This window comes from Minwuia sp. IMCC3060, from assembly GCF_029909435.1.
GTDB lineage: Bacteria > Pseudomonadota > Alphaproteobacteria > Minwuiales > Minwuiaceae > Minwuia.
The window spans coordinates 3,940,154-3,964,017 of sequence record NZ_CP123782.1; the positions used below are offsets into that span (position 1 = coordinate 3,940,154).

Genomic DNA, 23,864 nt, shown 5'->3' on the forward strand with positions numbered 1-23,864 from the left:
ATTGCATGGCCGGTGAGGGGACGGCGGGCGATCCCTTCCGTTTCCGGGTTTTCGGGCAGCGTCACCCGCATGCATTCCAACGAAAAGGGCCACGCTCCGTCAGGAACCTGGCCCTCTTCATTCCGGCTGTCGAAGACCGCGCTGCCCCCGGGGACAGCGCGGGTTCGTCAGGTCAGTTCCAGCGACGGATCTCGAGGCGGGCGAGCTGGTCGCGATGCACCTCATCCGGGCCGTCCGCCAGACGCAGGGTGCGCTGGTGGGCGTACATGTTCGCCGTACCGAAGTCGGTGGTGACACCACCGGCGCCATGGGCCTGGATGGCCCAGTCGGTGATCTTGCAGGCCATGTTCGGCACGGAGACCTTGATGCCCGCGATTTCCTTGCGGGCTTCCTTGTTGCCGACCGTATCCATCTTCCAGGCGGTGTAGAGCACATGCAGGCGGCACTGATCGATCATGATCCGCGCCTCCGCGATCCGCTCCCGCCAGACCGACTGCTCGATCACCGGCTTGCCGAAGGCCACGCGGGACTTCAGGCGCTTGATGGTGAGTTCCAGCGCACGCTCGGCGACGCCGATGGAGCGCATGCAGTGATGGATACGTCCCGGGCCAAGCCGCCCCTGGGCGATCTCGAAGCCGCGGCCCTCACCCAGCAGGATGTCGGAGGCGGGAACGCGCACGTTCTCGAACAGCACCTCGCCATGGCCGTGCGGCGCGTCGTCATAGCCGAACACCGGCAGCATCCGCTTCACGGTCACGCCCTTGGCATCGCGCGGCACCAGGATCATGGACTGCTGCTTGTGGCGGTCCGGGTTGTCCGGGTCGGTCTTGCCCATCAGGATCAGCACCTTGCAGCGCGGATCGCCGATTCCAGAGGTCCACCACTTGCGGCCGTTGATGACATATTCATCGCCATCACGCTCGATGCGGCAGGCGATGTTGGTGGCGTCGGAGGAGGCAACCTCCGGCTCCGTCATCGCGAAGGCGGAGCGGATCTCGCCTTCCAGCAGCGGCTTCAGCCACTTCTCCTGATGCTCCTTGGTGCCGTAACGGGCCAGCACTTCCATGTTGCCGGTGTCGGGTGCGGAGCAGTTGAAGATCTCCGAGGCGTAACGCGAACGGCCCATGATCTCGCACAGCGGCGCATAGTCCAGGTTGGACATGGAGAAACCATAGGGATTCTCCGGCAGGAACAGGTTCCACAGGCCCTGCTCCTTGGCGATGGCCTTCAGCTCCTCCGACTTCGGGATCGGCTGCCAGCGGTCGCCCTCGGCGAGCTGGTCATCCATGAGCTGCTCGTTCGGATAGATGTGCTCGTCCATGAACGCTTCGATGCGTTCGGCCAGATCACGTGACAGGTCTGATTGTTCGAACATCGCGACCATAGGTATCCTCCCCCTTGTTCAAGTTGAAACATCGTCAAAGTTCGGCGGAGCATAAACGGCTTCGCTCCGATGTCACAGCCCCTACGGCCATTCCGGCCACGCTTGTCTCGCATGGCTGGGGATGCCGGGAGTCTTCGTGTGGTTCCCGCCTACTTCTTCCGGTGGCGCAGTTCCGAGATCATCACGCCTGTGGCCATCAGGGCCAGGGCAATCAGGGAGTGGATGCCGGGCTGTTCGCCGAAGAAGATCGCGGCCCAGCCGATGGCGGCGACCACGGCCAGATAGTTGAACTGGGCGAAGAAGGTCGGTCCCCAGCGCCGTACCAGTTCCGCGAACAGGATGATGAAGACCGCGTTCACCGCTGCCGAACCGAGTGTCGGGAGCAGGATGGCCGTGTTCAGCGGCAGATAGGTCTGGTTGAACAGCAGCATCAGCGGCAGCAGCGACAGCGCCGCGCCCAGCAGGAACCCGGCACCCATCGCCGTCGAGGTGGCTTCCGGCGGGCGCAGCAGTGCGGCCGAGATGTTGGCGATGGCCAGGAACACCGGCACGATCAGCGCCAGCAGGAACCAGGTCACCGCGTCGGTGCCGGGCATGGCGCTGTCCGGGGCCAGCACCACCGCCACCCCGGCGAAACCGAGCAGGATGCCGACAATGCCGAAGGCGGACAGGCGGTCGATGCGGAACAGGATGCTGGCCAGATAGGTGCAGGTCGGCGACAGCGCCAGCACCAGCGAGACGATGGCCGTCGGCAGATTGGGGCCGACGAAGGTCAGCAGTGCCATCGGCAGCCCGAAGCCGAAGGCCCCGACGACGACATAGACGCGGAACCAGGGCCAGCCGAAACGTACCCTCTGCCCCCGCAGATTGGCGATGACGAACAGGGCGATGCCCGCCAGGAAGACCTGCCAGAAGGCATGGCCGAAGAATGTCCCTCCGGCCTCCGACGCCAGCTGGTTGAACGGAAACACCAGGCCGTAGATCAGCGCCGCCGCGACCAGCATGGCGATCGGCAGCGGTGCAAGTGTCTTCACCTTCAGTTCGCTCATCTCCCGGTCCCTCCCACGGCAACCTGATGCATTTCCCCTTTCGACAGTGTGACAGGGACGGGGGCGGCTGACCTGTGCGGGCAGCGCACCTTTTGCAGTATCAGCGCGCATTGCCCATCGTGCCATCTTGTCAGCGCTGCCGTCCGATGCTCCCGTCTGGTCCGGTAGTTTCGGGACGATTCCCGAAGCGATGGAGCGCGGGAGAGCGGGAACGATGCGATTTGCGGTCGATACGGGGGGAACCTTCACGGATCTGCTGGTGGAGGAGGATGACGGCACCCTGCGCATGTTCAAGGCCGCGACGACGCCGGATGACCCGATTCGCGGCGTCATCGACAGCCTGCAGGTTGCCGCCGACGGCATGGGGCTGCCGCTGGGCGAACTGCTGGCGCAGGGCAGCCTGTTCATCCATGGCACCACCCGCGCGATCAACGCCATCATCACCGGCAATACCGCGAAGACCGCTTTCCTGACCACCACCGGCCACCCGGACATCCTGGTGCTGCGGGAAGGGGGGCGTTCCGACGTCTTCAACTTCACCGTCCCCTATCCGGAACCCTATGTGCCCCGGTCCCTGACCTGGGAAGTCGATGAACGCATCAATACCGATGCAGAGGTGCTGACGCCCCTCGATGAGGCGCAGGTCATCTCCATCATCCAGGAAATGAAGGCGGCGGGTGTGGAGGCCGTGGCCGTCTGCCTGCTCTGGTCCATCGTCAATGGCGCGCACGAGAAGCGGATCGGGGAGCTGCTGGAGGAGCACATGCCCGGCGTTCCCTTCACCCTGTCGCACCGGCTCAATCCGTCGCTGCGCGAATACCGCCGGGCCTCCTCCACCGCCATCGACGCCTCGCTGAAGCCCCTGATGGGGGCCTACATGCGCAACCTGTCGCAGCGGCTGAAGGAAGCCGGGTTCGACGGCCGGGTGCTGATCGTGACCAGTGGCGCGGGTGTCATCGACGCGGCGGACGCGGCGGAGACGCCGGTGCATCTGATCAATTCCGGGCCGTCCATGGCTCCGGTCGCGGGCCGGCATTTCACCGACGTGGATGCGCAGGCGGAGACCGCCATCGTTGCCGATACCGGCGGCACCACCTACGACCTCAGCCTGGTGCGCCGTGGACGGATTCCGTGGACGCGGGAGACCTGGATCGGCGGCGAATATCGTGGCCACATGACCGGCTTTCCCTCCGTCGACGTGCGCTCCATCGGGGCGGGCGGCGGCTCCATCGCCTGGGTCGATGACGGCGGCCTGCTGCATGTGGGGCCGCAGTCGGCCTCCGCAGTGCCGGGTCCGGCCGCCTATGGCAATGGCGGCACCGAACCGACGCTGACCGACGCCTGTGTCGTGCTGGGTTACGTCGATCCCGACTTCTTCCTGGGCGGCAGCATGAAGCTGGATGCCGCCGCTGCCCGCACCGCCATCGAAAGCCGTCTCGCGGGTCGGCTGAACCTGTCGGTGGAGGATGCGGCGCTGGCCATCGTCCGCATCGCCACGGAGAACATGGTGCAGGCGATCATGGACATCACCATCAACCAGGGCATCGACCCCGCCAAGGCTGTGCTGATCGGCGGCGGTGGTGCGGCGGGCCTGAACTCGGAGCGGATCGGCGCCCGCCTCGGCTGTCCCATGGTGCTGATCCCGGACGTGGGTGCCGCCCTTTCGGCGGGCGGCGCGCTGATGTCCGACCTGATGTCGGACGCGCGGGCCACCCTGTTCACCACCTCCGCCGACTTCGACCGCGACGGTGTCAATGCGGTGCTGGCGGATCTGAAGGCCCGTTGCGAGGCCTTCGCCAGCGGTGCGGGGGCCGGGGCCGTCCGGACGGAGATCACCTACATGGCGGAGGCGCGCTATCCGCACCAGGTCTGGGAGATCGAGGTGCCGCTGCGCGGTGACAGCTTCGGCTCCGAGGCCGATGTGCGGCAGCTGGTGGAGGACTTCCATGCCGCGCATGAGGAAGTCTTCGCCATCAAGGACGCGGAATCGGAGATCGAGGTCATTGGCTGGTCGGCCCGTGTCAGCTGCACGCTCCGCGAAGGCGGTATCGCCAGCCTGTCCGACACGGCGGCGGGAACCGGCGAACAGCCCAGCCGCAAGGCCTGGTTCGGTGCAGGCGGCTGGCTGGACACGGCGATCCGCAGCTTCGATTCGCTGAAGGTCGATGAGCCGGTGGCGGGTCCCGTGATCGTGGAGAATTCCTTCACCACGGTCGTCGTCGGCCCCGACGCCACCGTCAGCCGCCGCCCCTCCGGCAGCCTCGCCATCGTCCCGGGCGGCCAGGACTGATCCAGCCGCCACCACTCCGCTGACGCCATACCCGGGTTCGACCCGGGTACCCGGTGTACCGCGCTGACGTTGGTGAGCAGGCGCGGCTGCCTCCGCGCAACCTGGTTCAATGCCTTGCCGAGAGCTGGACCCGCGGATCAAGTCCGCGGGTGCCGTGATGGGTGTTGGTCAGGTGACCCACTGGCAATGCCATCTTCCCCACGCCGTACCCGGGCTTGACCCGGGTACCCAGCAGCGCTGGGCAAGCCTGGGAGACCGGGCTCGCGGATCAAGTCCGCGAGCGGCGTGGGGGAGGGGTGAGCGATCTAACTGAAATCTCCCACCCCACAGACGCCGTGCCCGGGCCTGACCCGGGTACCCACTGTGCCGCGTCGGCGTCTGACAGTGATCCAGATGCGCGGGAAGAAGAACGTCAGGTGGCCTGTAAGCCGGGTTCTGTCCGTTCCCGTTGCCGGGAACTGGATGACCATTCATCTGGGACACCCGTCGCCGGATGCCTCGTGCAACCAACCCGGACGGCGGGCCGGAGCGCCCTGCTGCCTCTGCCTTGCGGCATGACATCCAGCCATCCCTATTCGGTCTTGCTCCCGGTGGGGTTTACCCTGCCAGCGACGTTGCCGCCGCCGCGGTGCGCTCTTACCGCACCGTTTCACCCTTGCCCGTGTCGCCACGGGCGGTCTGTTCTCTGTGGCACTTTCCCTGGGGTCGCCCCCGCCGGGCGTTACCCGGCACCGATTCTCCGTGGAGCCCGGACTTTCCTCCACCGCGCCTTGCGGCACGACAGCGGTCATCCAGCCACCTGACGCGCGGGACTTAACCCCGCCGGGCAGGCGGGGTCAATCAATCTGGCTTTCCGGTACGGTAGGTAGAGGTCGCCCTATTCCGCCGCCTCGCCCTCCGGCAGCATCTTGGCGGCATGCAGGGCCTTCCGCTTGGCGCCCTCCATGTCGTAGTGCTTCCGCGTCACGATGCGCTGGGCGTAGAGACCGCCACCGGCCTGGATGTTGGTGACATAGCGCCAGCCGCCCATGGCATCGGCGGTCAGGTCGCGGATGGCGTGGAACAGCTTGATGCGGGTCTCGCCATCGACGTTGGGGCTGGCCGACATGTACTTGCGGATCAGCGGCCCGACCTCGTTGTTCTCCAGGTCCGAGATCCCGGGCGCGGTCAGCACCGAGCCGCCGGAGATGTCATGCAGGTGACGGCACATCAGGTTGTACTGGGTCGCCGCCTGGTACTTGCCGGCATTGGTGAACAGTTCCGACGGGAACGCCGCGCCATTGTCACCGATGGTGCAGTTGGCGATGGCCGCTTCCAGCGAGGCGCGGATCAGCGTGGCATGGATGATCATCTCCGAGATCTTCTCGCGCACGTGCCCGACCTTCTCCAGCCCGTTGGCCTCCGCGATCAGCTGCGCGAAACCGACCAGCTCATCCGCCTCGTTGGACATGAAGGTCAGGCCGCCCAGCCGTTCCCACAGGCCCAGTGAATGGGCGAACTGCCCGGCGTGCTTGACCTCGCCGTTCAGGAAGATCCGCTCTGTCGGCACGAAGACATCATCGAAGATGACGAAGCCTTCCGGCATGTGGTTCTGGCGGCTGACCGGAAACACCCGGTCATCCTCGTGCCGCGGCGCATAGGAGGTATTGACGATCTTCACCCCCGGCGCGTTGACCGGCACGGCGCAGGCGATGGCATAGTCTTCCTCGCCGGGCTTCATCGCCTTGGTCGGGATCACCATGGTCTCATGCCCCAGAGAGGCACCGGTGATGTGCAGCTTGGCGCCACGAATGACCACGCCGTCACTGCGGCGCTCCACCACGCGGGTATAGGCGTCCGGATCCGGCTGCTTTCCGGGGCTGAGCGACCGGTCGCCCTTGCCGTCGGTAATGCATTCGGTGATGCGGATGTCGCGGGCCTGTGCGTCCTCGACCCAGGCCTGGATGCGCTCCGCATATTCCGGATGCTCCCCGCCGATGCGCCCGGCTGCGGTCATCAGGGTCATGATCGACTGGTTGGTGGTATTGGCCACGATATCGACGGAACTCAGCAGCGGCAGCCGTGCCTTCAGTTCCTCCGCCGAACGCGGGATGTCCATGAGCGGACTCTTCGCGTCGGCACCCGGCTGGTAGAGCAGGTCATAGCCCTTCGCGATGACCTCCGCCGATTCCGCCATCAGCTTGTCGGCCATGATGTCATCGACCCGGCGCCCCTCGAAATAGGTCGCCCGACCGTCGTTCAGCGATGCCTTGTATTCCTCACCCGTCATCATGGCTGCGAGATCCTCCCCGATCATTGCGTTGCATGGCGCCTATCGTGACAGCCGGTGCCGTTGCGTCAAGACGGGCTGGGCGATGGCAGGATTGCCGTTGCGGGGGGGCTGACTGGCGGTGCACACTCCCCGCATCACCGCAGGGGAGGATTTTCACTTGGCCATCATCACATTCTTCAACCAGTGTCACATCGAGCACGGGGCCATCGACATGCTGGCGGAGACGCTGGCGACCCTCGGGATCCGGCGGCCGCTGATCTGCACCGACAAGGGTCTGGTGGATCTGGGTATCGCGGACCGGATCAGGGGGCGGATCCCCAACGATGTGCAGGTGACGCTGTATGACGGCACGCCGGAAAATCCGACCGAGACGGCGGTGAAGGATGCGCTGGCGCTGTACCGGGAGAATGACTGCGACGGCATCATCGCGCTCGGCGGGGGGTCATCCATGGACCTGTCGAAGGGCGTCGCCCTGCTGGCGACGCATCCGGAGCCGCTGATCGACTACAATGTCATGACCGGAGGGATGGCGAAGATCGGTGCCTGCGCCCCGATGATCGCGATCCCCACCACCTCCGGCACCGGGTCGGAGGTCAGCCGCGGCGCGGTGATCATCACGGAAGACGGGCGCAAGCTGATCTTCAGCAGCCCGAACATGCTTGCGAAGGTGGCCCTGTGCGATCCGGAACTGACGGTCGGCCTGCCGCCCCGCCTGACCGCCGCCACCGGCATGGATGCCGTCACCCATCTGATGGAAGCGGTGATGAGTCCGACGGAGAACCCGGCGGCGGAAGCCATCGGCATCGACGGCCTGTGGCGCGCCGTGGGCCAGGGACACCTGGAGAGCGTGGTTGCCAACGGGGAGGACCGGGAAGGCCGCAAGCAGATGATGATCGCGGCTGCGGAGGGCGCGCTGGCCTTCACCAAGGGCCTGGGTGCTGTCCATGCCATGAGCCATGCAGCGGGCCGCATCCGGGAGCTGAACCTGCATCACGGCACCCTGAACGCTGTCTGCCTGCCCGCCTGCCTGCGCTACAACCAGCCGGTGCTGGGCGACAAGGAAGAGCGGATGCGCAAGGCCATGGGCCTGCCCGACGGCGCGCCGCTGGACAAGGCCATCGAGGAACTGAACGCCCGCATCGGCCTGCCCGCCAACCTGCGCGAGATGGGCATCACCGACGAGATGGTGCCCGGCATGATCGAACACGCCCTGGACGACCCCACCCGCGCCACCAACGCCCGCCCGGTCGACGAAGCCGGCTTCGCCGAACTCTATCGGGATGCAATGGGGGACTCCTGAGCAGGCAGGCTGGGGTTGGCCGGGTCGGCCAGCCCGCCGTCTCCAGTAACCACCGCTGGTGCCGCAAACCCGGGCACCGGGCTGGGGTTGGCCGGGTCGTCCAGCCCGCCGCCGCTACGGACTCGCGCCCCTGAAAGCCTCAGAAGATCGAGAAGTACTCGCGCTGTTCCCAGTCCGTGACGGTGGCGAGGAAGCGGTCCCATTCGGCACGCTTGATGGTGCTGAAATAGCGGTTGAAACCGTCACCGAAGGCCGCGTCGATGAAGGGACTGGCCTGAAAGGTCTCCAGCGCGGCACCCAGGTTCCGGGGCAGGGCAGGGGCATCGCTCTCGTAGGGACGGGTGACGGGCGGACCGGCTTCCAGCCCGCGTTCCACCCCGTCCAGTCCGGCGAGGATCTGCGAGGCCATGTGCAGATAGGGGTTCGCCGCCGCCTCGGCCACGCGGTTCTCCACCCGGCTCGCGGTGTCATTGGTGCCCATCAGTGTCCGCAGCATGGTGCCCTTGTTGTCGCGTCCCCAGGCGATCCGGTCCGGGGCAAGCTGAAACGCATTCTGATAGCGCTTGTAGCCATTCACGGTCGGGGTGGAGAGCAGGCAGGTCGCCGCCGCATGATCCAGCAGCCCGGCGATCCAGGCGCTGGCGATGGCTGACATTGATCCGTCCGGGCGGGTCATGAACAGGTTCTGGCCGCTCAACCGGTCCACCAGCGACTGGTGCAGGTGCCAGCCACTGGCCATGCCGTTGGCCAGCTGGGGCCGGGTCATGAAGGTGGCATGCAGCCCCTGCTGCCGACAGACCTGCTTCGCCATGGCGCGGAACAGGATCATGTTGTCGGCATGGGTGAGCGCGTCGGCGGGATCGAAGGTGAACTCGAACTGTCCCGGCCCGAACTCCACCTCCATGGACCGGACCGGCAGCTTCAGACCCTCCGCCGCGCGACGCAGCATGTCCATCACCGGCTCCAGCTGGGCGTAACGGTCCTCTGTCAGGTACTGGTAGCCGTGCGCCAGAAGCTCCGTCTCCGGCGCCGCCGGGGGCATCCCGGTATCCGTATGGGCGAGGCGGGGACCGGTGATGCGGAAGACGTGAAACTCCAGTTCCAGCCCGGTGACGAGGCGCATGTTCCGGTCTGCCAGCCGCTGTACGGCCGCCTGCAGCAGGTGCCGGGGACTGAAGGGGAACGGGTCACCGTCGGCCAGGTGAATGTCCGCCAGCATCCAGGCGGAGTGCGGCGACCAAGGCAGCGCCCGGAAGCTCTCCGGGTCGGGCCGCATGATGACATCGCCCGCGCCGGTCAGGACGCCCGCGCCAAACCCCGCATCATCACCCCAGACGGGGAAGACCGTGCGGTGGGACGTGTCCTTCAGCAGCAGGGTCGAGGTCATGGTGACGCCGCTGCGAAAGGCGCTCTCCAGGGCGCTGGCGGGCAGGGCCTTGCCGCGCAGGATGCCGTGCTGGTCGGTGAAGCTGATGCGGACGGTCTCCACACCCTTTTCCCGGACCTCCGCCAGAACGGCCTCCGCGCCTTCCGGCAGCGCCACGTCGTTCACGCTCAGGCCCCAAGTGTCGCGGGCCAGGGGCAGGCTGCCCGCCGGGTGGTGTCGAAGTCACGCCATTGCCGTTCCCAGCTTTCGGTGGCGCAGATGCTGTCGACGGCGACGGGGCCGCTCCGGCGGGTCTGGCTTTCCCGGAACGGCACCTCCTCACCGGCCTCCACCTTGCGGATCGCATCGCGCAGCAGGCGGCGATAGCGCACGATCCCGACATCGGACTTGCCCAGATGCTCCTGCCGCCGGTCCTGTATGCGGCCCATCGATTCCACCGCCCACTGGTCGTGCACGTTGATGTCGTGGCCCATGCCGGTGTAGGTCTCCCGCACCTGTTCGTCGGCATCGAAGCCATAGTTGCTGCCCGCACCGGTGATCGGGCGATAGTCCGGCAGGCGATGCTGTTTCATGCGCTGTTCCCGCATCACCGCCTTGTCCACGGGCCGGGCGAAGCTGGTGAACATGGAGAACCAGTAACAGCTCACGTCATCCACCGGCACATGCCACTGGGTGATCGTCATCTCGTTCGACATCGGGATGACGATGGCCTGCGGGAAGATCTGGTTGGTGACCCGCACATGGGTCCGCCCGTCCTCCATGTGGCGCAGCGCCGTCAGCCGCATGCCGTGATCCGTGTCCTCGATCCTCAGTTCGGGGCGCGGATAGTCGCGCAGCAGCCGGGTCATCGGGATCTCGCTGTCCGCGACCGAGTCCCGGAACTGCTTGCCATAGCCCTCCGCCGGGTCCTCGTCCTCCAGGAACCGGTGCAGGAACGACGCGTGCGCCGGGTCGATCCCGACCTCCAGCGCCTGCAGCCAGTTGCAGTCCCACAGACCCTTGAAGGCAAAGACATGACTGTCCGGCGCGCCGAAGCAGTCCAGCGCCGGCAGGGCGGGCGGTTCACCACCCCCCATCCAGGCGAAGATGGCTCCGTTCAGCGCCACCACCGGGTAGTTCACGGCCCGCACATGCCGGTGCATGATGCTGTCGTCGGGCTCGGCGGGCTGTTCCAGGCACTGGCCGGTGCAGTCGAACAGCCAGCCGTGGAAGGGACAGCGCAGGCCGCCATCCTCCAGCCGTCCATAGGCCAGGTCGGCCCCGCGATGCGGACAGTGCCGCCCGATCAGCCCCAGGGTGCCGTCCGCGTCGCGGAACAGCACCAGCCGCTCCCCCAGCACCGTCACCGGCACCACGGGGCGCGCGCTCATCAGTTCGTCCGCCAGCGCCACCGGTTGCCAGTACTGGCGCAGCAAGGCCCCAGCCGCAGTCCCCGGCCCGATGCGGGTGATCAGGTCATTGTTCTTCTGACTCATCATGGCGGACACTCATGAAACATCTCTGTGACGTCAGACTGCCAGCATCGGTGCCCCGCTGTCGATGGCGACGCTGCCCGGATCAGACCGGTTTCAGGTGTCGGTGACATCCAGGATGCGGCGCATCACGGGGAAGTAGCGGTCGCCGTCACCATTGGCGATGGCTTCGTCGAACATCCGGGCCACCGTCTCGCCCCCCGGCGCGCGGACGCCGAATTCCTCCGCCATTTCCAGCGCGTAGGACAGGTCCTTCGCGGCATAGCGGACGGAGAAGGATTTCTCCGGATAGGTATCGGCCAGGATGGCCTTCACCCCGTGATTGCGCAGCGCGAAACTGTCGCCGGAGCCCTTCATCATCGTATCCAGCAGCACCTTGCCGGAAACCCCCGCCTTCTCGGCGATGGCGACGGCCTGACCGAGTGCCAGGACGGTCTGAAACAGCACCATGTTGTTCATGATCTTGATGACCTGGCCGGAGCCGACCTCGCCGCAATGCTCGATGTCGGAGCCCATGGTGGCCAGGACCGGCCGGATCGTCTGAAACAGGTCATCCGCGGCACCGACCATGATCGCCAGCGTGCCGTCGGCGGCGGCCTGACGGGTGCGGGCGATCGGGGCGTCGGCGAAACGTGCACCCTGCTCGGCCACCGCCGTCGCGATCTCCCGCATCAGCGTCGGCTGGGACGTCGACATGTCGATCAGGATCTGCCCGGCACGGACCAGGCTGACCAGGCCGTCGGCCCCGAGCACCAGCTTGCGGACCTGCTCGCCGCCCGGAAGACAGGTGATGACCACATCGGCCGCCGCCATCAGCTCCGCCACGGACCGGGCGGTCGCGGCACCGTCTTCGCCCAGCCGCTCCAGGGGTTCGGGATCCAGGTCGAAGGCGGTGACCTTCCAGGGACCCTTGCGCACGAGGTTCCGGCACATGGCCTCCCCCATCACGCCGAGTCCGATGAATCCGATATGGCTGATGTCAGTCTGCGGCATCGCGTTTCTCTCCCCCCCCAACAGGTTTCCGAACCTAACCCGTTCCGTAGCCGGATGGAATCGGCACCGGAGACCATCGGCAGTCCGAACTATTGATGATGGAATTCTGGTCTGTTCAATCTTGTGGAGGTCGCATAACCTTTTCCCTAGGTAAAGAAAAAGCCGTCTCCTGCAGGGGCGGAAAGAAACCGGAACGGGGAGAAACCAATCATGTCAATCTGGAAGAGAATTGCGCCTGCTGCCGCTGCTGCGGCCGTGGCCCTTGCGGCACAGGCCGCGACGGCTGAGATCAACCTGCCGAAGACGCTTGTCTGGACCGCCTACAACACGGGTACGTCCGGTTACAATCAGGCGGTGGGCATCGGCTCGGTGCTGAAGAACACCTACGGCGTGAACCTGCGGGTGCTGCCGGGCAAGAACGACGTGTCCCGCCTGACTCCGCTGGTGAAGGGCGTTGCCCAGTTCTCCGCCACCGGGTCGGACAGCGTCTACGCGCAGGAAGCCGTCTATACCTTCGGCAACCGCAACTGGGGACCGCAGCCGATCCGCCTGCTGCTGCACAATGTGGCTGACGGCTGTGCCGTTTCCATGGCCGTGGCCGCCGATACCGGCGTCAAGACCATGGCCGACCTGAAGGGCAAGCGGGTTTCCTGGGTGCAGGGTGCCCCGGCGCTGAACAAGGCTGTCGAGGCCATGCTGGCCCATGCCGGCATGACCTGGGATGACGTGCAGAAGGTGGAAGTCGGCGGCTACGGCGCTTCCATCGACAGCATCATCAACGGCGACAATGACGCCGCCGAGGGTGCGACCTTCTCCACCTCCATGGTCAAGCTGGAGGCCAGCCCGCGTGGCCTGGTCCACCCGCCGCAGCCCCATGCCGACACCGAAGGCTGGAAGCGGCTGAATGCGGTGGTGCCGTGGTACTTCCCGCACAAGTGCATGCAGGGTGCCGCCGTTCCCGCCGAAGGCTATGAAGGTGTCGGCACGGCCTATCCGATCCTGGTCGGCACGACGCAGGCCAGCGACGATCTCGCCTACAACATGACCAAGGCGATGTACGAGCATTATGACGACTACAAGGCCTCCGCGCCGGGCGCGAACGGCTGGGCCTGGGAGCGTCAGAAGCTGGAGCATGTGTTCCTGCCGTTCCACCCCGGTGCCATCAAGTACTACAAGGAAATCGGCAAGTGGACCGACGGCGCTCAGGCCAACCAGGACAAGAACATGGCCCGGCAGAAGGTGCTGCAGGATGCCTGGGCCGCCTATACCGCGAATGCCCCGTCGGATGACGACGCGTTCAATACCGGCTGGATGAAGGCGCGTTTCGATGCGCTGGAGGCCGCGGGCATGATCACGATCTTTGAGACCTGGTGATCTGATCGCCTGAGACGACGACCCGGCACCGCTGGTGCCGGCATGAGACCAGCAGGGGCCGGCCGGCATCGCATCCGCCGCGCCGGCCCTTCCTCTACCTGACCCTGCTGCCCGTCCTGCCCAGATCATTTTGGGCCAGATCGTTTTGGGGGTTCCCATGTCCGACAGCGCCACGAATCCGTCCACGCAGCCCGAAGAGATCGATGATCGCGAGGCCAGCCGCTACCGCACGCTGGGTCCGGTCTGGCTGGGCATCATCTCCGCCATGACCAGCATCGCCATGCTGATCGCCATCGACCGCATGTTCGCGCTGGAGGTGCTGCAGACCCTGATCGGCAAGGCGCTGGTCGACAACCGCTACCTCTATCTGGTCGGCGGCATCATGATCTCGATGGTCTTCATCGTGCTGCCGGGCTTCAAGCGGTCCTCCAGGTCGAAGGTGCCGCTCTACGACATTGCCCTGATGATCCTGACCCTCGGCCTGACCTGCTATTACGTCTGGTATGCCGAGGCGATCCTGCTGGAAGCCTGGGAATATGCGGCCCCCCTGCACGGCATGTGGGTCAGTGTGGTCATGTGGGCGGTGATCATGGAGGCCGGGCGCCGTGCCGGCGGTCCCGCCGTCTTCTTCATCGTTCTGGTGATCTCGCTCTATCCCATCTATGCCGACCAGGTGCCGCAGGTGGTGTCCGGTCTGAGCCGCCCGTTCCTGGACACGGCGGCGTTCCACATGTTCTCCGAGGAGAGTTACCTCGGTATTCCGATGAAGGCCTTCGCGCTGCTGGTCTTCGGCTTCCTGCTGTTCGGCGTGGCGCTGATCTATACCGGTGCCGGACAGTTCTTCATCAGCTTTGCCTTTGCCCTGCTGGGCCATGTGCGCGGCGGCCCGGCGAAGGTGGCGATCTTCTCCTCCGGCCTCTTCGGTTCCATGTCCGGCGGGCCGGTGACCAATGTCCTGACGACAGGATCGCTCACCATTCCGGCGATGAAACGCATCGGTATCCGGTCGAAGACCGCGGGCGCGATCGAGGCCTGTGCCTCCACCGGTGGCGTGATGATGCCGCCGATCATGGGGGCGACGGCCTTCGTGATGGCAGACTTCCTGCAGGTCCGCTACATCGACGTGGCGCTGGCTGCCGCCATCCCGTCGCTGCTCTACTATCTCGGCCTGTTCATGCAGATCGACGCCTATGCGGCGGAGAAGCAGCTGAAGGGTCTGCCACGCGCCGAGCTGCCCTCCGTCCGCAGGGTGATGATCGAGGGGTGGTATTACCTGTTTGTCTTCGCCCTGCTGATCTTCATGCTGATCTACATGAAGCGGGAGGCGCAGGCCCCGTTCTACGCCACCGCGCTGCTGCTGATCATCAACCAGTTCAACCCGAAGCACCGCCTGACCTGGCTGAAGCTGAAGCAGTTCGTCTATGCCACCGGCTGCCTGCTGGCGGAACTGGCCAGTCTGCTGGCTGCCGTCGGCCTGATCGTCGGCGCGCTGCAGGCGACCGGCATGACCGGCACGCTGACCAATGATCTGGTCTACCTGGCGGGCGGACATCCGCTTGTGCTGCTGCTGATGGGTGCGGTGACGAGTTTCATCCTGGGTATCGGCATGACCGTGACCGCGGCGTACATCTTCCTGGCCATCATCCTGGCCCCGGCGCTGATCACGGCGGGCCTGGATCCGATGAGCGTGCACATGTTCCTGCTCTACTGGGGCATGCTTTCCTTCATCACGCCGCCGGTGGCGCTGGCCGCCTTTGCCGCCGCCTCCGTCGCCAGGTCGGAACCGATGCAGACCGGTTTCGAGGCCATGCGGATCGGTTCCATCATCTATTTCATCCCGTTCTTCTTCGTCTTCAATCCGGCCCTGCTGGGCAATGCCGGGACGCTGGAAGTCATCGTCGTCTGCGTCACCGCGGTGATCGGTATCCTGATGGTCGCGGCGGCGCTGCAGGGCTACCTGTTCGGCGTCGGACGGCTGGGCGGCGGTCTGCTTGGGGTCATCGGGCGCGCCAGCCTGTTCGTCGGCGGACTGATCTTTGCCGCGCCGGGCGGGGAGATGATCGGGTTCAGCCACACCGAACTCAGCCTGATCGCGCTGGTGGTCGCCGCACCCGGGGTTGCCGTGGCGTTCCTGGGCGGGCGCAAGGCGGCCGCCATGGGGTGATGAGCGCCTGACGAAACCATCAGTCGGGGGGATCAGCGCGTCTCGGGGATCGAGGCGAGGAAGTTGCGCACCATGTACTCGGGCATGCCGCCTGAGCTGCGGCAGCCGCTGTCCTCCAGCACGGACCGCCGCAACTGCACGAAGCCTTCGAGGCTCTCTCCGGGATCTAGCCTCCGGAAGGCCATCGACCAGTTGCCGAAGAGACGCGCGTCGCACTGGACATCGTCCACCTTCATCAGCCGACGGTGGCGCGGATCATCCAGAAGACGCTGGTAGGTGCAGTCAACCGCCTCCTCCGGCCCTTCCAGAATCTGCATGAAGGAACCGTCGCCATAGAGCAGCAGACCCGTCAGACCGTCGCGCAGATTGTTGTGGCGACTCTGGCCAAGCAGGCTGTCCAGTTCGGAGGTGCTCATCGTCTTTGTCGCTGACGAGAAGTAGATCAGACGACGTATTGTCTTCCGGTTCATTTGTCCCCAGACCGTCGGATTGGCAGTGCATCCGGCACAAGGCGTCAGAATCTGACGCCAACCGCCCAGTCCACGCCGGACTGGCTGCCGCCGTCCAGCTTCACACGCAGGGCTTCGCAACCTGTCAGCAGGGCGAGGCCGATCAGCAGGACGCAGATGACACCTGTGCGCTTCATTTCGCGAAACTATCGCTTCTCGGGTCTTAAGAAAATGCGCATCAGCGTGAACTTCCCTTGTGTGCGGCGACTGTCACGTCCAGAAATGCACCCATGGACATGACGGATCGCTTTCAGACGGGATGGGGCGCGGACGCCGACTGGCGCACTGCGCTGGGACAGTGTCTCGACATGATCGACACGGACCTGGCGCACAGTGGTCCCGGCTTCGTCTATCTGTCCGACCATTTCTCCGGCGACGCCCAGGGTATCCTCACCGTGCTGCGGGGCCGCACCGGCATCGGCGACTGGGTGGGTACGGCGGGGATCGGCATTCTGGCAAATGACCAGCAGTTCTTCGATCACCCCGCCATCGCCGTGATGCTGACGTCGGTCGCGGAGGGGGCTTCACATCTGCTGCGCCCGGACGGTGTTTCGCCGCCCCCCTTCATGCCATGGTTCGGCGTGGCCCATGCGGATCCGGGCCAGCCCGAGCTGCGGGAGAGCCTGCGGGTGCTGGAGCAGCAGCCGGGAGGCTACTGGGTTGGCGGTCTTGCCGCCTCCCGGGGTCCGAACCCGGTGATGGCGAAGACCCTGACGACCGGGGGACCGGCAGGTATCGTCTTCTCCGATCAGGTTCCCGTCGTCACGGCCCTCACCCAGGGATGCACCCCGATCGGTCCGGCGCGGGAGATCACGCGGGCGGAACGCAACATCGCCATCGAGCTGGATGGCCGTCCGGCATTCGAGCTCTTCCGGCAGGACATCGGCGAGATCCTGTCGCGCAACCTGGACCGGATACCCGGCTTCATCTTTGCCGGACTTGCTCCGGCGGGTCAGGACAGCGGCGACTATCTGGTGCGGGAGATCGCGGGCGTCGATCCGCAGCACGGCCTGGTGGCGGTGGCGGAGGAGGTCACGGTCGGGCAGCGGCTCATGTTCTGCCGCCGCGACGGTGCAGCAGCCGTGGCGGACATGGAACGGATGCTGGACACGCTGGAACAGCGCACGGGCGGGGCCACGCCGCGCGGCGGCCTCTACTTCAGTTGCCTTGGCCGCGGCCCGAACCTGTTCGATGACCAGCGCACCGAGGCCGCGATGATCCGGGAACGCTTCCCCGACCTGCCGCTGATCGGCTTCTTCGGCAATGGCGAGATCGCAAACAGCCGCCTCTATGCCTACACGGGTGTGCTGTCGCTGTTCCTCTAAGCCCGGGCGACCGGACCCCTACTGCTCCAGCTGCTGCCACATGTCCTTGTCGCGTTCGGCGGTCCAGATGCGGGGGTGGTCGATGCCGCTGGCCTCGTCATAGGCGCGGGAGATGTCGAAGGGCATGCAGTGGGCGAAGATCGACCAGTGGCCGTACTTGCCTTCCAGCGCCGGAACCACCGTGTCGTAGGCTTCCTTGAGCGAATGGTTGGCGGCGACCTCGCGGGCGACACCGTCGTAGAGCGCACGGATGAAGCTTTCCGTGCCGGCGATGGCTTCCTCGCAGGCTTCCGGCGTCTTCATGGCGGGGCCACGGCCGGGAATCAGGAAATCCGGTTTCAGGGCGCGCAGCTTGTCCAGGGTGCCGGGCCAGTCGCGCAGATGTGCGTCGCCCGTGTAGGGGGTGGCGCCATTCTCCACCAGATCGCCGGAGAACAGCACCTTCTGTGACGGCACCCAGACGATGGTGTCGCCGCGGGTGTGGCCGCGGCCGGGATGCATGACCTGCACCTCCAGATCACCCATCATGATGGTCATCCGGTCGGAGAAGGTCATGGTCGGCCAGGTCAGGCCGGGAATGCTCTCGATGCCCTGGAACAGGCGCGGGAAGCGATCTGCCTCCGACTTGTAGTCGGCGTCGCCGCGCTCGCGGATCATCTCCATCGTCGGCTCGGAGGCAATGATGTGCTCCGCGCCATAGGCGGCGGCCCCCAGCACCCGGACAGCGTGATAATGGGTCAGCACGACATAGCGGAACGGCTTGTCGGTCACTTCCCGCACCCGGCGGATCAGGTCATCCGCCGCAATGGGTGTGGCGCGGGTATCGATCACCATGACGCCGTCGTCGCCGATGATCACGCCGGATGTGGGATCACCCTCCTCCACATAGACCCAGGTATTCTCCGTCAGTTGCTCGAACGTGATTTCCTTCGGCCCCAGATCCTGTGTCGATGCGAATGCGCGCGCCATGCCGCCGTCTCCCCTGGTTCATGCCGGCTGTCGACCGGTCCCGTTGCGTTCAGATAAGAGCACGCAACCCTGTACCGCAAGCCCTGCGGGATTGAATGACCGTGATTTGCCGGTAACATCGGCACCCATGGCCACGACCATGCAAGATCGCCGGACACCGGACGGCTCCGGCGACCGCGGCGGAACCGCCCTGGTTCCCGTCGTGCGCCACCTGCTGGACCAGGTACCCGTGCGGGCGCCATCGCTGATCGTCACCGTCTGGGGCGACACCATCTCCGCGCATGATTGCCCGGTATGGCTGGGCAGCCTGATCCGTCTTCTGGCCGATTTCGGACTCAACGAGCGGGTGGTGCGGACAGCCGTCTTCCGTCTGCAGAAGGACAACTGGCTGCGGGGCCGACAGGCGGGACGGCGCAGCTTCTATGACCTCGCCGCGTCCGGCCGCCGCCGCTCCGACGCCGCCCACCGGACCATCTACCGCTCCGCCCGTGGCGAATGGGATGGCTGCTGGCTCACCCTGATGGCCACGTCCGACGCCATGCGCCGCGCGGATCAGCTCCGGCGTGATCTGGCCTGGATGGGGTTTGGCTCACCTGCGCCGGGCGTCTTCCTGCACCCTGACATGTCGGAGCAGGCCGTGCGCGCGCTGCTGCATGACCAGGGCATGGAGGACCAGGTCGTCGTGCTGCGCGCCAGGGCCGAGGCCGGTTCGGAACCAGCGGCCCTGCGGCATCTGGCGCGGGAAGCCTGGGACCTCGCCTCCCTGGAGGGCGGATACAGTGATTTCCTGCGGCTGTTCACACCGGTGATGGAACATGTGACGCAGCACGGCTCCCTGCCGGACCGGGACGCCTTCGTGGTACGGACGCTGCTGATTCACGAATTCCGGCGTGTCACCCTGCGTGATCCGCTGCTGCCGCAGGCCGTGCTCGGCAAGGACTGGCCGGGCGAGACAGCGCGACAGCTTTCCGCCAGTCTGTATCGCGCGATTCACGCGCAGGCGACGGCGCATGCGATGCGCCATCTGGAAACTGCGGATGGGGGACTGCCCCCGCCGCGCAGGGGATACTATGATCGGTATGGTGGCCTGGACTGAGGGGATGCGGTCGGGCCAACAGGTGATGAAACGGGGAGGAAGCAAATGACCATGCATGTGGCAATCATCGGCGCGGGCCCGGCCGGATTCTATGCGGCGGAGGCCCTGGCCACGAAGGGGGAGGGGGTCATGGTCGATCTGATCGACCGGCTGCCGACGCCCCATGGCCTGATCCGGTCAGGCGTCGCCCCTGATCACCAGACCACCAAGCGCGTCACGAAGAAATACGACCAGACCGCATCGCGGGAGAACGTGCGCTACGTCGGCAATGTCACCCTGGGCCGGGATGTGACGATGGATGAACTGCGCGATCTCTATGACGCGGTCATCATCGCCTTCGGCGCGGAGGGGGATCGCCCCATGGGCATTCCGGGGGAGGACAAGGAGGGGGTGCTCGGCTCCTTCGCCTTCGTCGGCTGGTACAATGGCCATCCGGATTTCGTCGATCTGGACATCGACCTGGATGTCAGCGACGTCGCCGTCATCGGCAACGGCAACGTAGCGCTCGACTGCGCCCGTCTGCTGGCGCGCACCGAGGACGAGATGAAGGCATCCGACCTGACCGATGAGGCCGGAGAGGTGCTGTTCAACAGCGCCGTGACCGATGTGCATCTGATCGGACGCCGTGGTCCGGTGGAGGCGAGCTTCTCCATCGCCGAGATGCGGGAGATGGGGGAGCTGCAGCGCGGCATCTCCCTGGTGCACGATGACCAGATTCCGGAGGCGCTGCCGCACGGCATGGATCCGAAGGAGGCGCGCGGTCGCAAGGCGGTGCTGGAGGTGCTGCAGTCGTTCCGCGGCAATACCCGCGACCAGGCCCCGGTGGCGGTACATTTCGAGTTCTTCCTGCGCCCCGTCGAAGTGCTCGGCGACGACAGGGTCACGGGCATCCGTGTGGAGCGGACGAAGCTGGAGGATGGCCGTGCGGTCGGTACCGGGGAGATCTTCGACATTCCCTGCGGCATGGTCATCAGCTGCATCGGCTATGTCAGCCGCCCCATCGACGGGCTGCCCATGGAGTATGGCAAGGTCGTCAATGACCGGGGGCGCGTCGCGCCCGGCGTCTATGTCGTCGGCTGGGCCAAGCGCGGCCCCAGCGGTACCATCGGCACCAACCGCCCGGACGCGCAGGATGTTGTCACGCTGCTGCTTGAAGACATGAGCGACGGCGCGGGCAAGCAGGGTGGCGCGGGACTGGATGCGCTGCTGATCCAGCGCGGTGTCCGCCACGTCAGCTACAACGACTGGCTGGTGATCGATCAGGCGGAGCAGGATCGTGCCGACCCGGAAGCGCCAAGGCGGAAATTCATCACGATTCCGGATATGCTGTCCGTCGTTGACGAGTCCTGACGCAAGCGGAGGCGGCGGCGCGCCATGATCCTGATCCAGATCAGTGACCTGCACATAACGGACCCCGGTGAGCCGGTGGACAGGCTCGCCCGGACGACCGAGCGGCTGGCGATCGCGGTGGCGCGGATCAATGCCATGCAGCCCCGGCCCGACGGGGTCATCGTCACCGGCGATCTGGTGAACGAATGCCGGACCAGCGAGTACGAGCGGCTGCGTCAGACCCTCGCGCCCCTTCAGGTCCCGATCTGGCTGATGGTCGGCAACCATGACGCCCGCGACGACCTGCGTCTGGTCTTCGACGATCATGCCTATCTCGGCACCGGGGGCTTCGTGCAGTACACGGTGGAGGATCTTTCCGTGCGCCTGATCGCCCTGGACAGCCAGATCCCCGGCGAGACGGCGGGTCGGCTCTGCGCGGAGCGGCTGGGCTGGCTGGAGGATCGTCTGGAGGAACAGCCCGACCGGCCGACCATGATCTTCGTGCATCATCCGCCGTTCCCCAGCGGCATCGACCGCATGGACGCCAACGGACTTGTCGAGGGGCGGGAGGAACTGGCGCGGATCGTCGGTGCGCACCGTCAGGTGCTCGGCATCTCGGCGGGCCATGTGCATCGCCCGATCATGACCTCCATCGCAGGTGTGCCGGCGCATACCTGCCCCAGTACCGCGCATCAGCTCGGCCTCGACCTGCTGCGCACGGATGGTGTCAGCATCGTCGCCGAGCCACCGGCCTGCCTGATGCACACCCGCCAGCCAGGTGCGCCGCTGGTGACGCATCATGTCTATCTGGACGACTATCCTGTGCTGGCGGATGTCAGCATGAAGTAGGGTCGGTCTTGTCTGCGGACCGTGCAGGCACGGTCGGCGGATGACACACATCTGCGATACCGAACAACTGCAAACCCTGGGGAGGGACAGATCATGAGTTTCATCAACACGACGGTTGTCGTCACCGGCGCCGCACGCGGCATCGGCAAGGCCTACGCAAAGGGATTCGCCGGGCTGGGGGCCAATGTGGTGGCCACCGACATTTCCGACTGCGACGCGGTGGTCGAGGAGATCACGGCCTCCGGCGGGACGGCCATGGCCCATGCCTGCGACATCTCGAAGATGGACCAGATGACGGAACTCGCGGCGAAGACGGCGGAACGGTTCGGCCCTGCCGCCGTGCTGATCAACAATGCCGCGCTCTACGGCACGCTGGGTGGCGGACGCTTCGACAAGCTGACGGAGGAAAGCTGGGACGCCGCCATGGCGGTCAACGTGAAGGGGCTGTGGAATGCGGCCAAGGCCTTCGTGCCCCAGATGCGCGAGCTGGGCGGCGGCTCCATCATCAATATCTCCTCGCTGGCCGCGACCTACGGCCTCGCCTATGCGCTGCACTATACGGTGTCCAAGGCGGCCGTGATCGGCCTGACCCGGGGACTGGCGCGGGAACTGGGCCGCGACCGCATCCGCGTCAACGCCATCGCACCCTCCGCCGTGCTGACCGAAGGCACGATCGAGTTCATGGGCGAGAAGTACGAGAAGGCGCTGGATGTCATCGCCTCCGGCCAGTCGATCCAGCGCAACCTGGACAGCGAGGATCTGGTCGGCACGGCGATCTGGCTGGCCTCCGACGCCTCCGCCATGGTCACGGGCCAGACCATTGCCGTCGACGGCGGCACGGTGTTCCTCTGAGCGGAGTCTGACCTCTGACCGTTCCGCCCCTCTCCCCCTCCCGGCTACCCACGCAAGTATCCTGAAATGGGTGGCCGGGAGGGGGAGAGGGGCGGAACGGTCCACAGACAAGACCCGGGAGGGGTCCACAGACAAGTCCGGCGCGGTTCCCCCCTATCGCGGCAACACACCCTCCGACTGCAGGCGGGTGAGCCAGCCGAGGAACATTTCCTCCGAATCCAGGCAATCGGCAAAGCCGGCCTGGCGGATGCGGATGGTGGACAGGATGACATCGTTCGGACGGCTGCCGTACCCCATCGAATAGTCGATGAAGGACCAGGAGGGCACCAGTTCCGCCAGGGTCGTCGGCTTCAACCCGTGCCGTTCGACGATGCGCTGCCAGACGGCTTCCTTGTCCACCATGGAGCGGGCGAGGCTGTGCGGGTGCGGCACATCCGTTGGCATGGCGAAATGGGCCGCGATCCGGCGCCAGAAATGCGCGAAGACGAAGACATCGCCATTGGTGACATTGAAGATGGTGTTCCGCGCATTGGCTGACTCACCGGCCCAGCTGATGGCGCGGGCCAGCAGTGCCCCGTCGGTCAGTTCGATGGTGCGCGGCTCCCCGCCCGGAAAACGCAGTGGCAGGCCAAGCTCGCGGCAGATCGCGGCATAGGCCCCGACCCCGGCGATGATGTTCATCGGGCTGCCCAGCGCATAGCCGCAGACCAGTTGCGGCCGCATCACCGTCCAGTGCCAGTCCCTGCCCTGCTGCCGGGCGGTCAGCCAATCCTGCTGGTCGTAGTAGAAGTTCGGTGTCATGTAGCGCGGATCATCCTCGCGCGCGGGCAGCCGGAACGGCCCCATGTGGATACCGTAGGCCTTGGTGCCCTGCATCAGGGTGATGTGGCGCAGCTTCGGCGCCCGTGCCTCAACAACCTCGACCAGGTTGGTTAGCATGGCGAGATTGGTGGCGACATGGCCCGGGTCGGTCCAGCCCCGCGCGATCTCCGGCTGTTCGTTGACGGCGGCATAGACCAGATGGGTGACATCCTCCAGCCCGGTCAGCGTGGCCGCGCAGGCATCGCGGTCCAGCAGGTCGAGCGCGATGAAGCGGGCGTCGCTGTCGAAGTCCGGTGAGCGCCGCGACAGGCCGATGGCGGGTCGCCCCTCCGCCGCCAGCTGCTCGAGTACCGCCCGGCCGACGATGCCCATGGCACCGGCCACCAGTGTTGTGCCCCTCTGTTCCGTCATGTTCGGCCTGCTGTCAT

The 23,864-nt window shown here is 66.0% G+C and carries 19 protein-coding genes and 1 other RNA gene; 9 read left to right on the forward strand and 11 right to left on the reverse strand.

What is annotated here, in order from left to right; translation table 11 throughout:
* Window positions 1–172 precede the first annotated feature (172 nt).
* Window positions 173–1,375 (reverse strand): acyl-CoA dehydrogenase family protein, encoded by a 1,203-nt coding sequence (locus tag QGV54_RS18460; RefSeq protein ID WP_281019178.1) that lies wholly within the window; start codon window positions 1,373–1,375, stop codon window positions 173–175.
* Between the two features lie 158 nt (window positions 1,376–1,533).
* Entirely contained in the window at window positions 1,534–2,433 is a 900-nt protein-coding gene (locus QGV54_RS18465) for a DMT family transporter (protein WP_281019177.1), read from the reverse strand.
* Window positions 2,434–2,647: 214 nt separating this feature from the next.
* Between QGV54_RS18465 and QGV54_RS18470 the strand changes: the two genes are divergently transcribed.
* The gene (locus QGV54_RS18470) at window positions 2,648–4,723 is read left to right on the forward strand and encodes a hydantoinase/oxoprolinase family protein (protein ID WP_281019176.1); all 2,076 of its coding nucleotides are present in this window, start codon (window positions 2,648–2,650) and stop codon (window positions 4,721–4,723) included.
* A gap of 408 nt (window positions 4,724–5,131) precedes the next feature.
* Here the strand turns inward: QGV54_RS18470 and rnpB are convergent.
* Both rnpB and QGV54_RS18480 read right to left on the reverse strand, forming a co-directional pair.
* Window positions 5,132–5,526, reverse strand: an RNA gene (rnpB, locus tag QGV54_RS18475) — RNase P RNA component class A.
* A 74-nt stretch (window positions 5,527–5,600) separates the two neighbouring features.
* Window positions 5,601–6,995: a 4-hydroxyphenylacetate 3-hydroxylase N-terminal domain-containing protein gene (locus tag QGV54_RS18480; protein ID WP_281019175.1), complete on the reverse strand. Its 1,395-nt coding sequence runs from the start codon at window positions 6,993–6,995 to the stop codon at window positions 5,601–5,603.
* A gap of 157 nt (window positions 6,996–7,152) precedes the next feature.
* On the opposite strand from QGV54_RS18480, the gene QGV54_RS18485 reads away from it, so the two are divergent.
* A complete protein-coding gene (locus tag QGV54_RS18485) occupies window positions 7,153–8,295 on the forward strand; it encodes an iron-containing alcohol dehydrogenase (protein ID WP_281019174.1) in 1,143 nt (380 codons plus the stop codon).
* Between the two features lie 139 nt (window positions 8,296–8,434).
* Here QGV54_RS18485 and QGV54_RS18490 read toward each other — a convergent pair whose 3' ends face one another.
* The 3 genes from QGV54_RS18490 to QGV54_RS18500 form a co-directional block, all read right to left on the reverse strand.
* Complete coding sequence (locus QGV54_RS18490; RefSeq protein WP_281019173.1) at window positions 8,435–9,847, reverse strand: glutamine synthetase family protein; 1,413 nt, start codon at window positions 9,845–9,847, stop codon at window positions 8,435–8,437.
* A 2-nt stretch (window positions 9,848–9,849) separates the two neighbouring features.
* Entirely contained in the window at window positions 9,850–11,160 is a 1,311-nt protein-coding gene (locus tag QGV54_RS18495; protein WP_281019172.1) for an aromatic ring-hydroxylating dioxygenase subunit alpha, read from the reverse strand.
* A gap of 90 nt (window positions 11,161–11,250) precedes the next feature.
* The gene (locus tag QGV54_RS18500) at window positions 11,251–12,168 is read right to left on the reverse strand and encodes an NAD(P)-dependent oxidoreductase (protein WP_348638766.1); all 918 of its coding nucleotides are present in this window, start codon (window positions 12,166–12,168) and stop codon (window positions 11,251–11,253) included.
* A 189-nt stretch (window positions 12,169–12,357) separates the two neighbouring features.
* On the opposite strand from QGV54_RS18500, the gene QGV54_RS18505 reads away from it, so the two are divergent.
* Both QGV54_RS18505 and QGV54_RS18510 read left to right on the forward strand, forming a co-directional pair.
* Window positions 12,358–13,521: a TAXI family TRAP transporter solute-binding subunit gene (locus QGV54_RS18505; RefSeq protein WP_281019171.1), complete on the forward strand. Its 1,164-nt coding sequence runs from the start codon at window positions 12,358–12,360 to the stop codon at window positions 13,519–13,521.
* Between the two features lie 157 nt (window positions 13,522–13,678).
* The gene (locus QGV54_RS18510; protein WP_281019170.1) at window positions 13,679–15,685 is read left to right on the forward strand and encodes a TRAP transporter fused permease subunit; all 2,007 of its coding nucleotides are present in this window, start codon (window positions 13,679–13,681) and stop codon (window positions 15,683–15,685) included.
* A gap of 32 nt (window positions 15,686–15,717) precedes the next feature.
* On the opposite strand, the gene QGV54_RS18515 is transcribed toward QGV54_RS18510, so the two are convergent.
* Together QGV54_RS18515 and QGV54_RS18520 are read right to left on the reverse strand one after the other, a co-directional pair.
* Window positions 15,718–16,155: a BLUF domain-containing protein gene (locus tag QGV54_RS18515; protein WP_281019169.1), complete on the reverse strand. Its 438-nt coding sequence runs from the start codon at window positions 16,153–16,155 to the stop codon at window positions 15,718–15,720.
* A gap of 44 nt (window positions 16,156–16,199) precedes the next feature.
* On the reverse strand, window positions 16,200–16,331 hold the full coding sequence (locus QGV54_RS18520) for a hypothetical protein (protein ID WP_281019168.1): 132 nt from the start codon (window positions 16,329–16,331) through the stop codon (window positions 16,200–16,202).
* A 93-nt stretch (window positions 16,332–16,424) separates the two neighbouring features.
* Between QGV54_RS18520 and QGV54_RS18525 the strand changes: the two genes are divergently transcribed.
* Window positions 16,425–17,519 (forward strand): FIST C-terminal domain-containing protein, encoded by a 1,095-nt coding sequence (locus QGV54_RS18525; protein ID WP_281019167.1) that lies wholly within the window; start codon window positions 16,425–16,427, stop codon window positions 17,517–17,519.
* 18 nt (window positions 17,520–17,537) lie between these two features.
* On the opposite strand, the gene QGV54_RS18530 is transcribed toward QGV54_RS18525, so the two are convergent.
* The gene (locus QGV54_RS18530) at window positions 17,538–18,488 is read right to left on the reverse strand and encodes an MBL fold metallo-hydrolase (RefSeq protein ID WP_281019166.1); all 951 of its coding nucleotides are present in this window, start codon (window positions 18,486–18,488) and stop codon (window positions 17,538–17,540) included.
* Between the two features lie 127 nt (window positions 18,489–18,615).
* Between QGV54_RS18530 and paaX the strand changes: the two genes are divergently transcribed.
* From paaX to QGV54_RS18550, 4 genes are all read left to right on the forward strand, one after another.
* Window positions 18,616–19,584 carry a phenylacetic acid degradation operon negative regulatory protein PaaX gene (gene paaX, locus QGV54_RS18535; protein WP_281019165.1) on the forward strand — a complete coding sequence of 323 codons (969 nt, stop codon included), beginning with the start codon at window positions 18,616–18,618 and terminating at the stop codon, window positions 19,582–19,584.
* 45 nt (window positions 19,585–19,629) lie between these two features.
* A complete protein-coding gene (locus tag QGV54_RS18540; protein ID WP_281019164.1) occupies window positions 19,630–20,934 on the forward strand; it encodes an FAD-dependent oxidoreductase in 1,305 nt (434 codons plus the stop codon).
* 24 nt (window positions 20,935–20,958) lie between these two features.
* Window positions 20,959–21,762, forward strand: a complete 804-nt coding sequence (locus QGV54_RS18545) for a phosphodiesterase (RefSeq protein WP_281019163.1) — start codon at window positions 20,959–20,961, stop codon at window positions 21,760–21,762.
* Window positions 21,763–21,855: 93 nt separating this feature from the next.
* The gene (locus QGV54_RS18550) at window positions 21,856–22,614 is read left to right on the forward strand and encodes an SDR family oxidoreductase (protein ID WP_281019162.1); all 759 of its coding nucleotides are present in this window, start codon (window positions 21,856–21,858) and stop codon (window positions 22,612–22,614) included.
* A gap of 153 nt (window positions 22,615–22,767) precedes the next feature.
* Here the strand turns inward: QGV54_RS18550 and QGV54_RS18555 are convergent, their stop codons facing one another.
* Entirely contained in the window at window positions 22,768–23,847 is a 1,080-nt protein-coding gene (locus tag QGV54_RS18555; protein WP_281019161.1) for an SDR family oxidoreductase, read from the reverse strand.
* Window positions 23,848–23,864 lie beyond the last annotated feature (17 nt).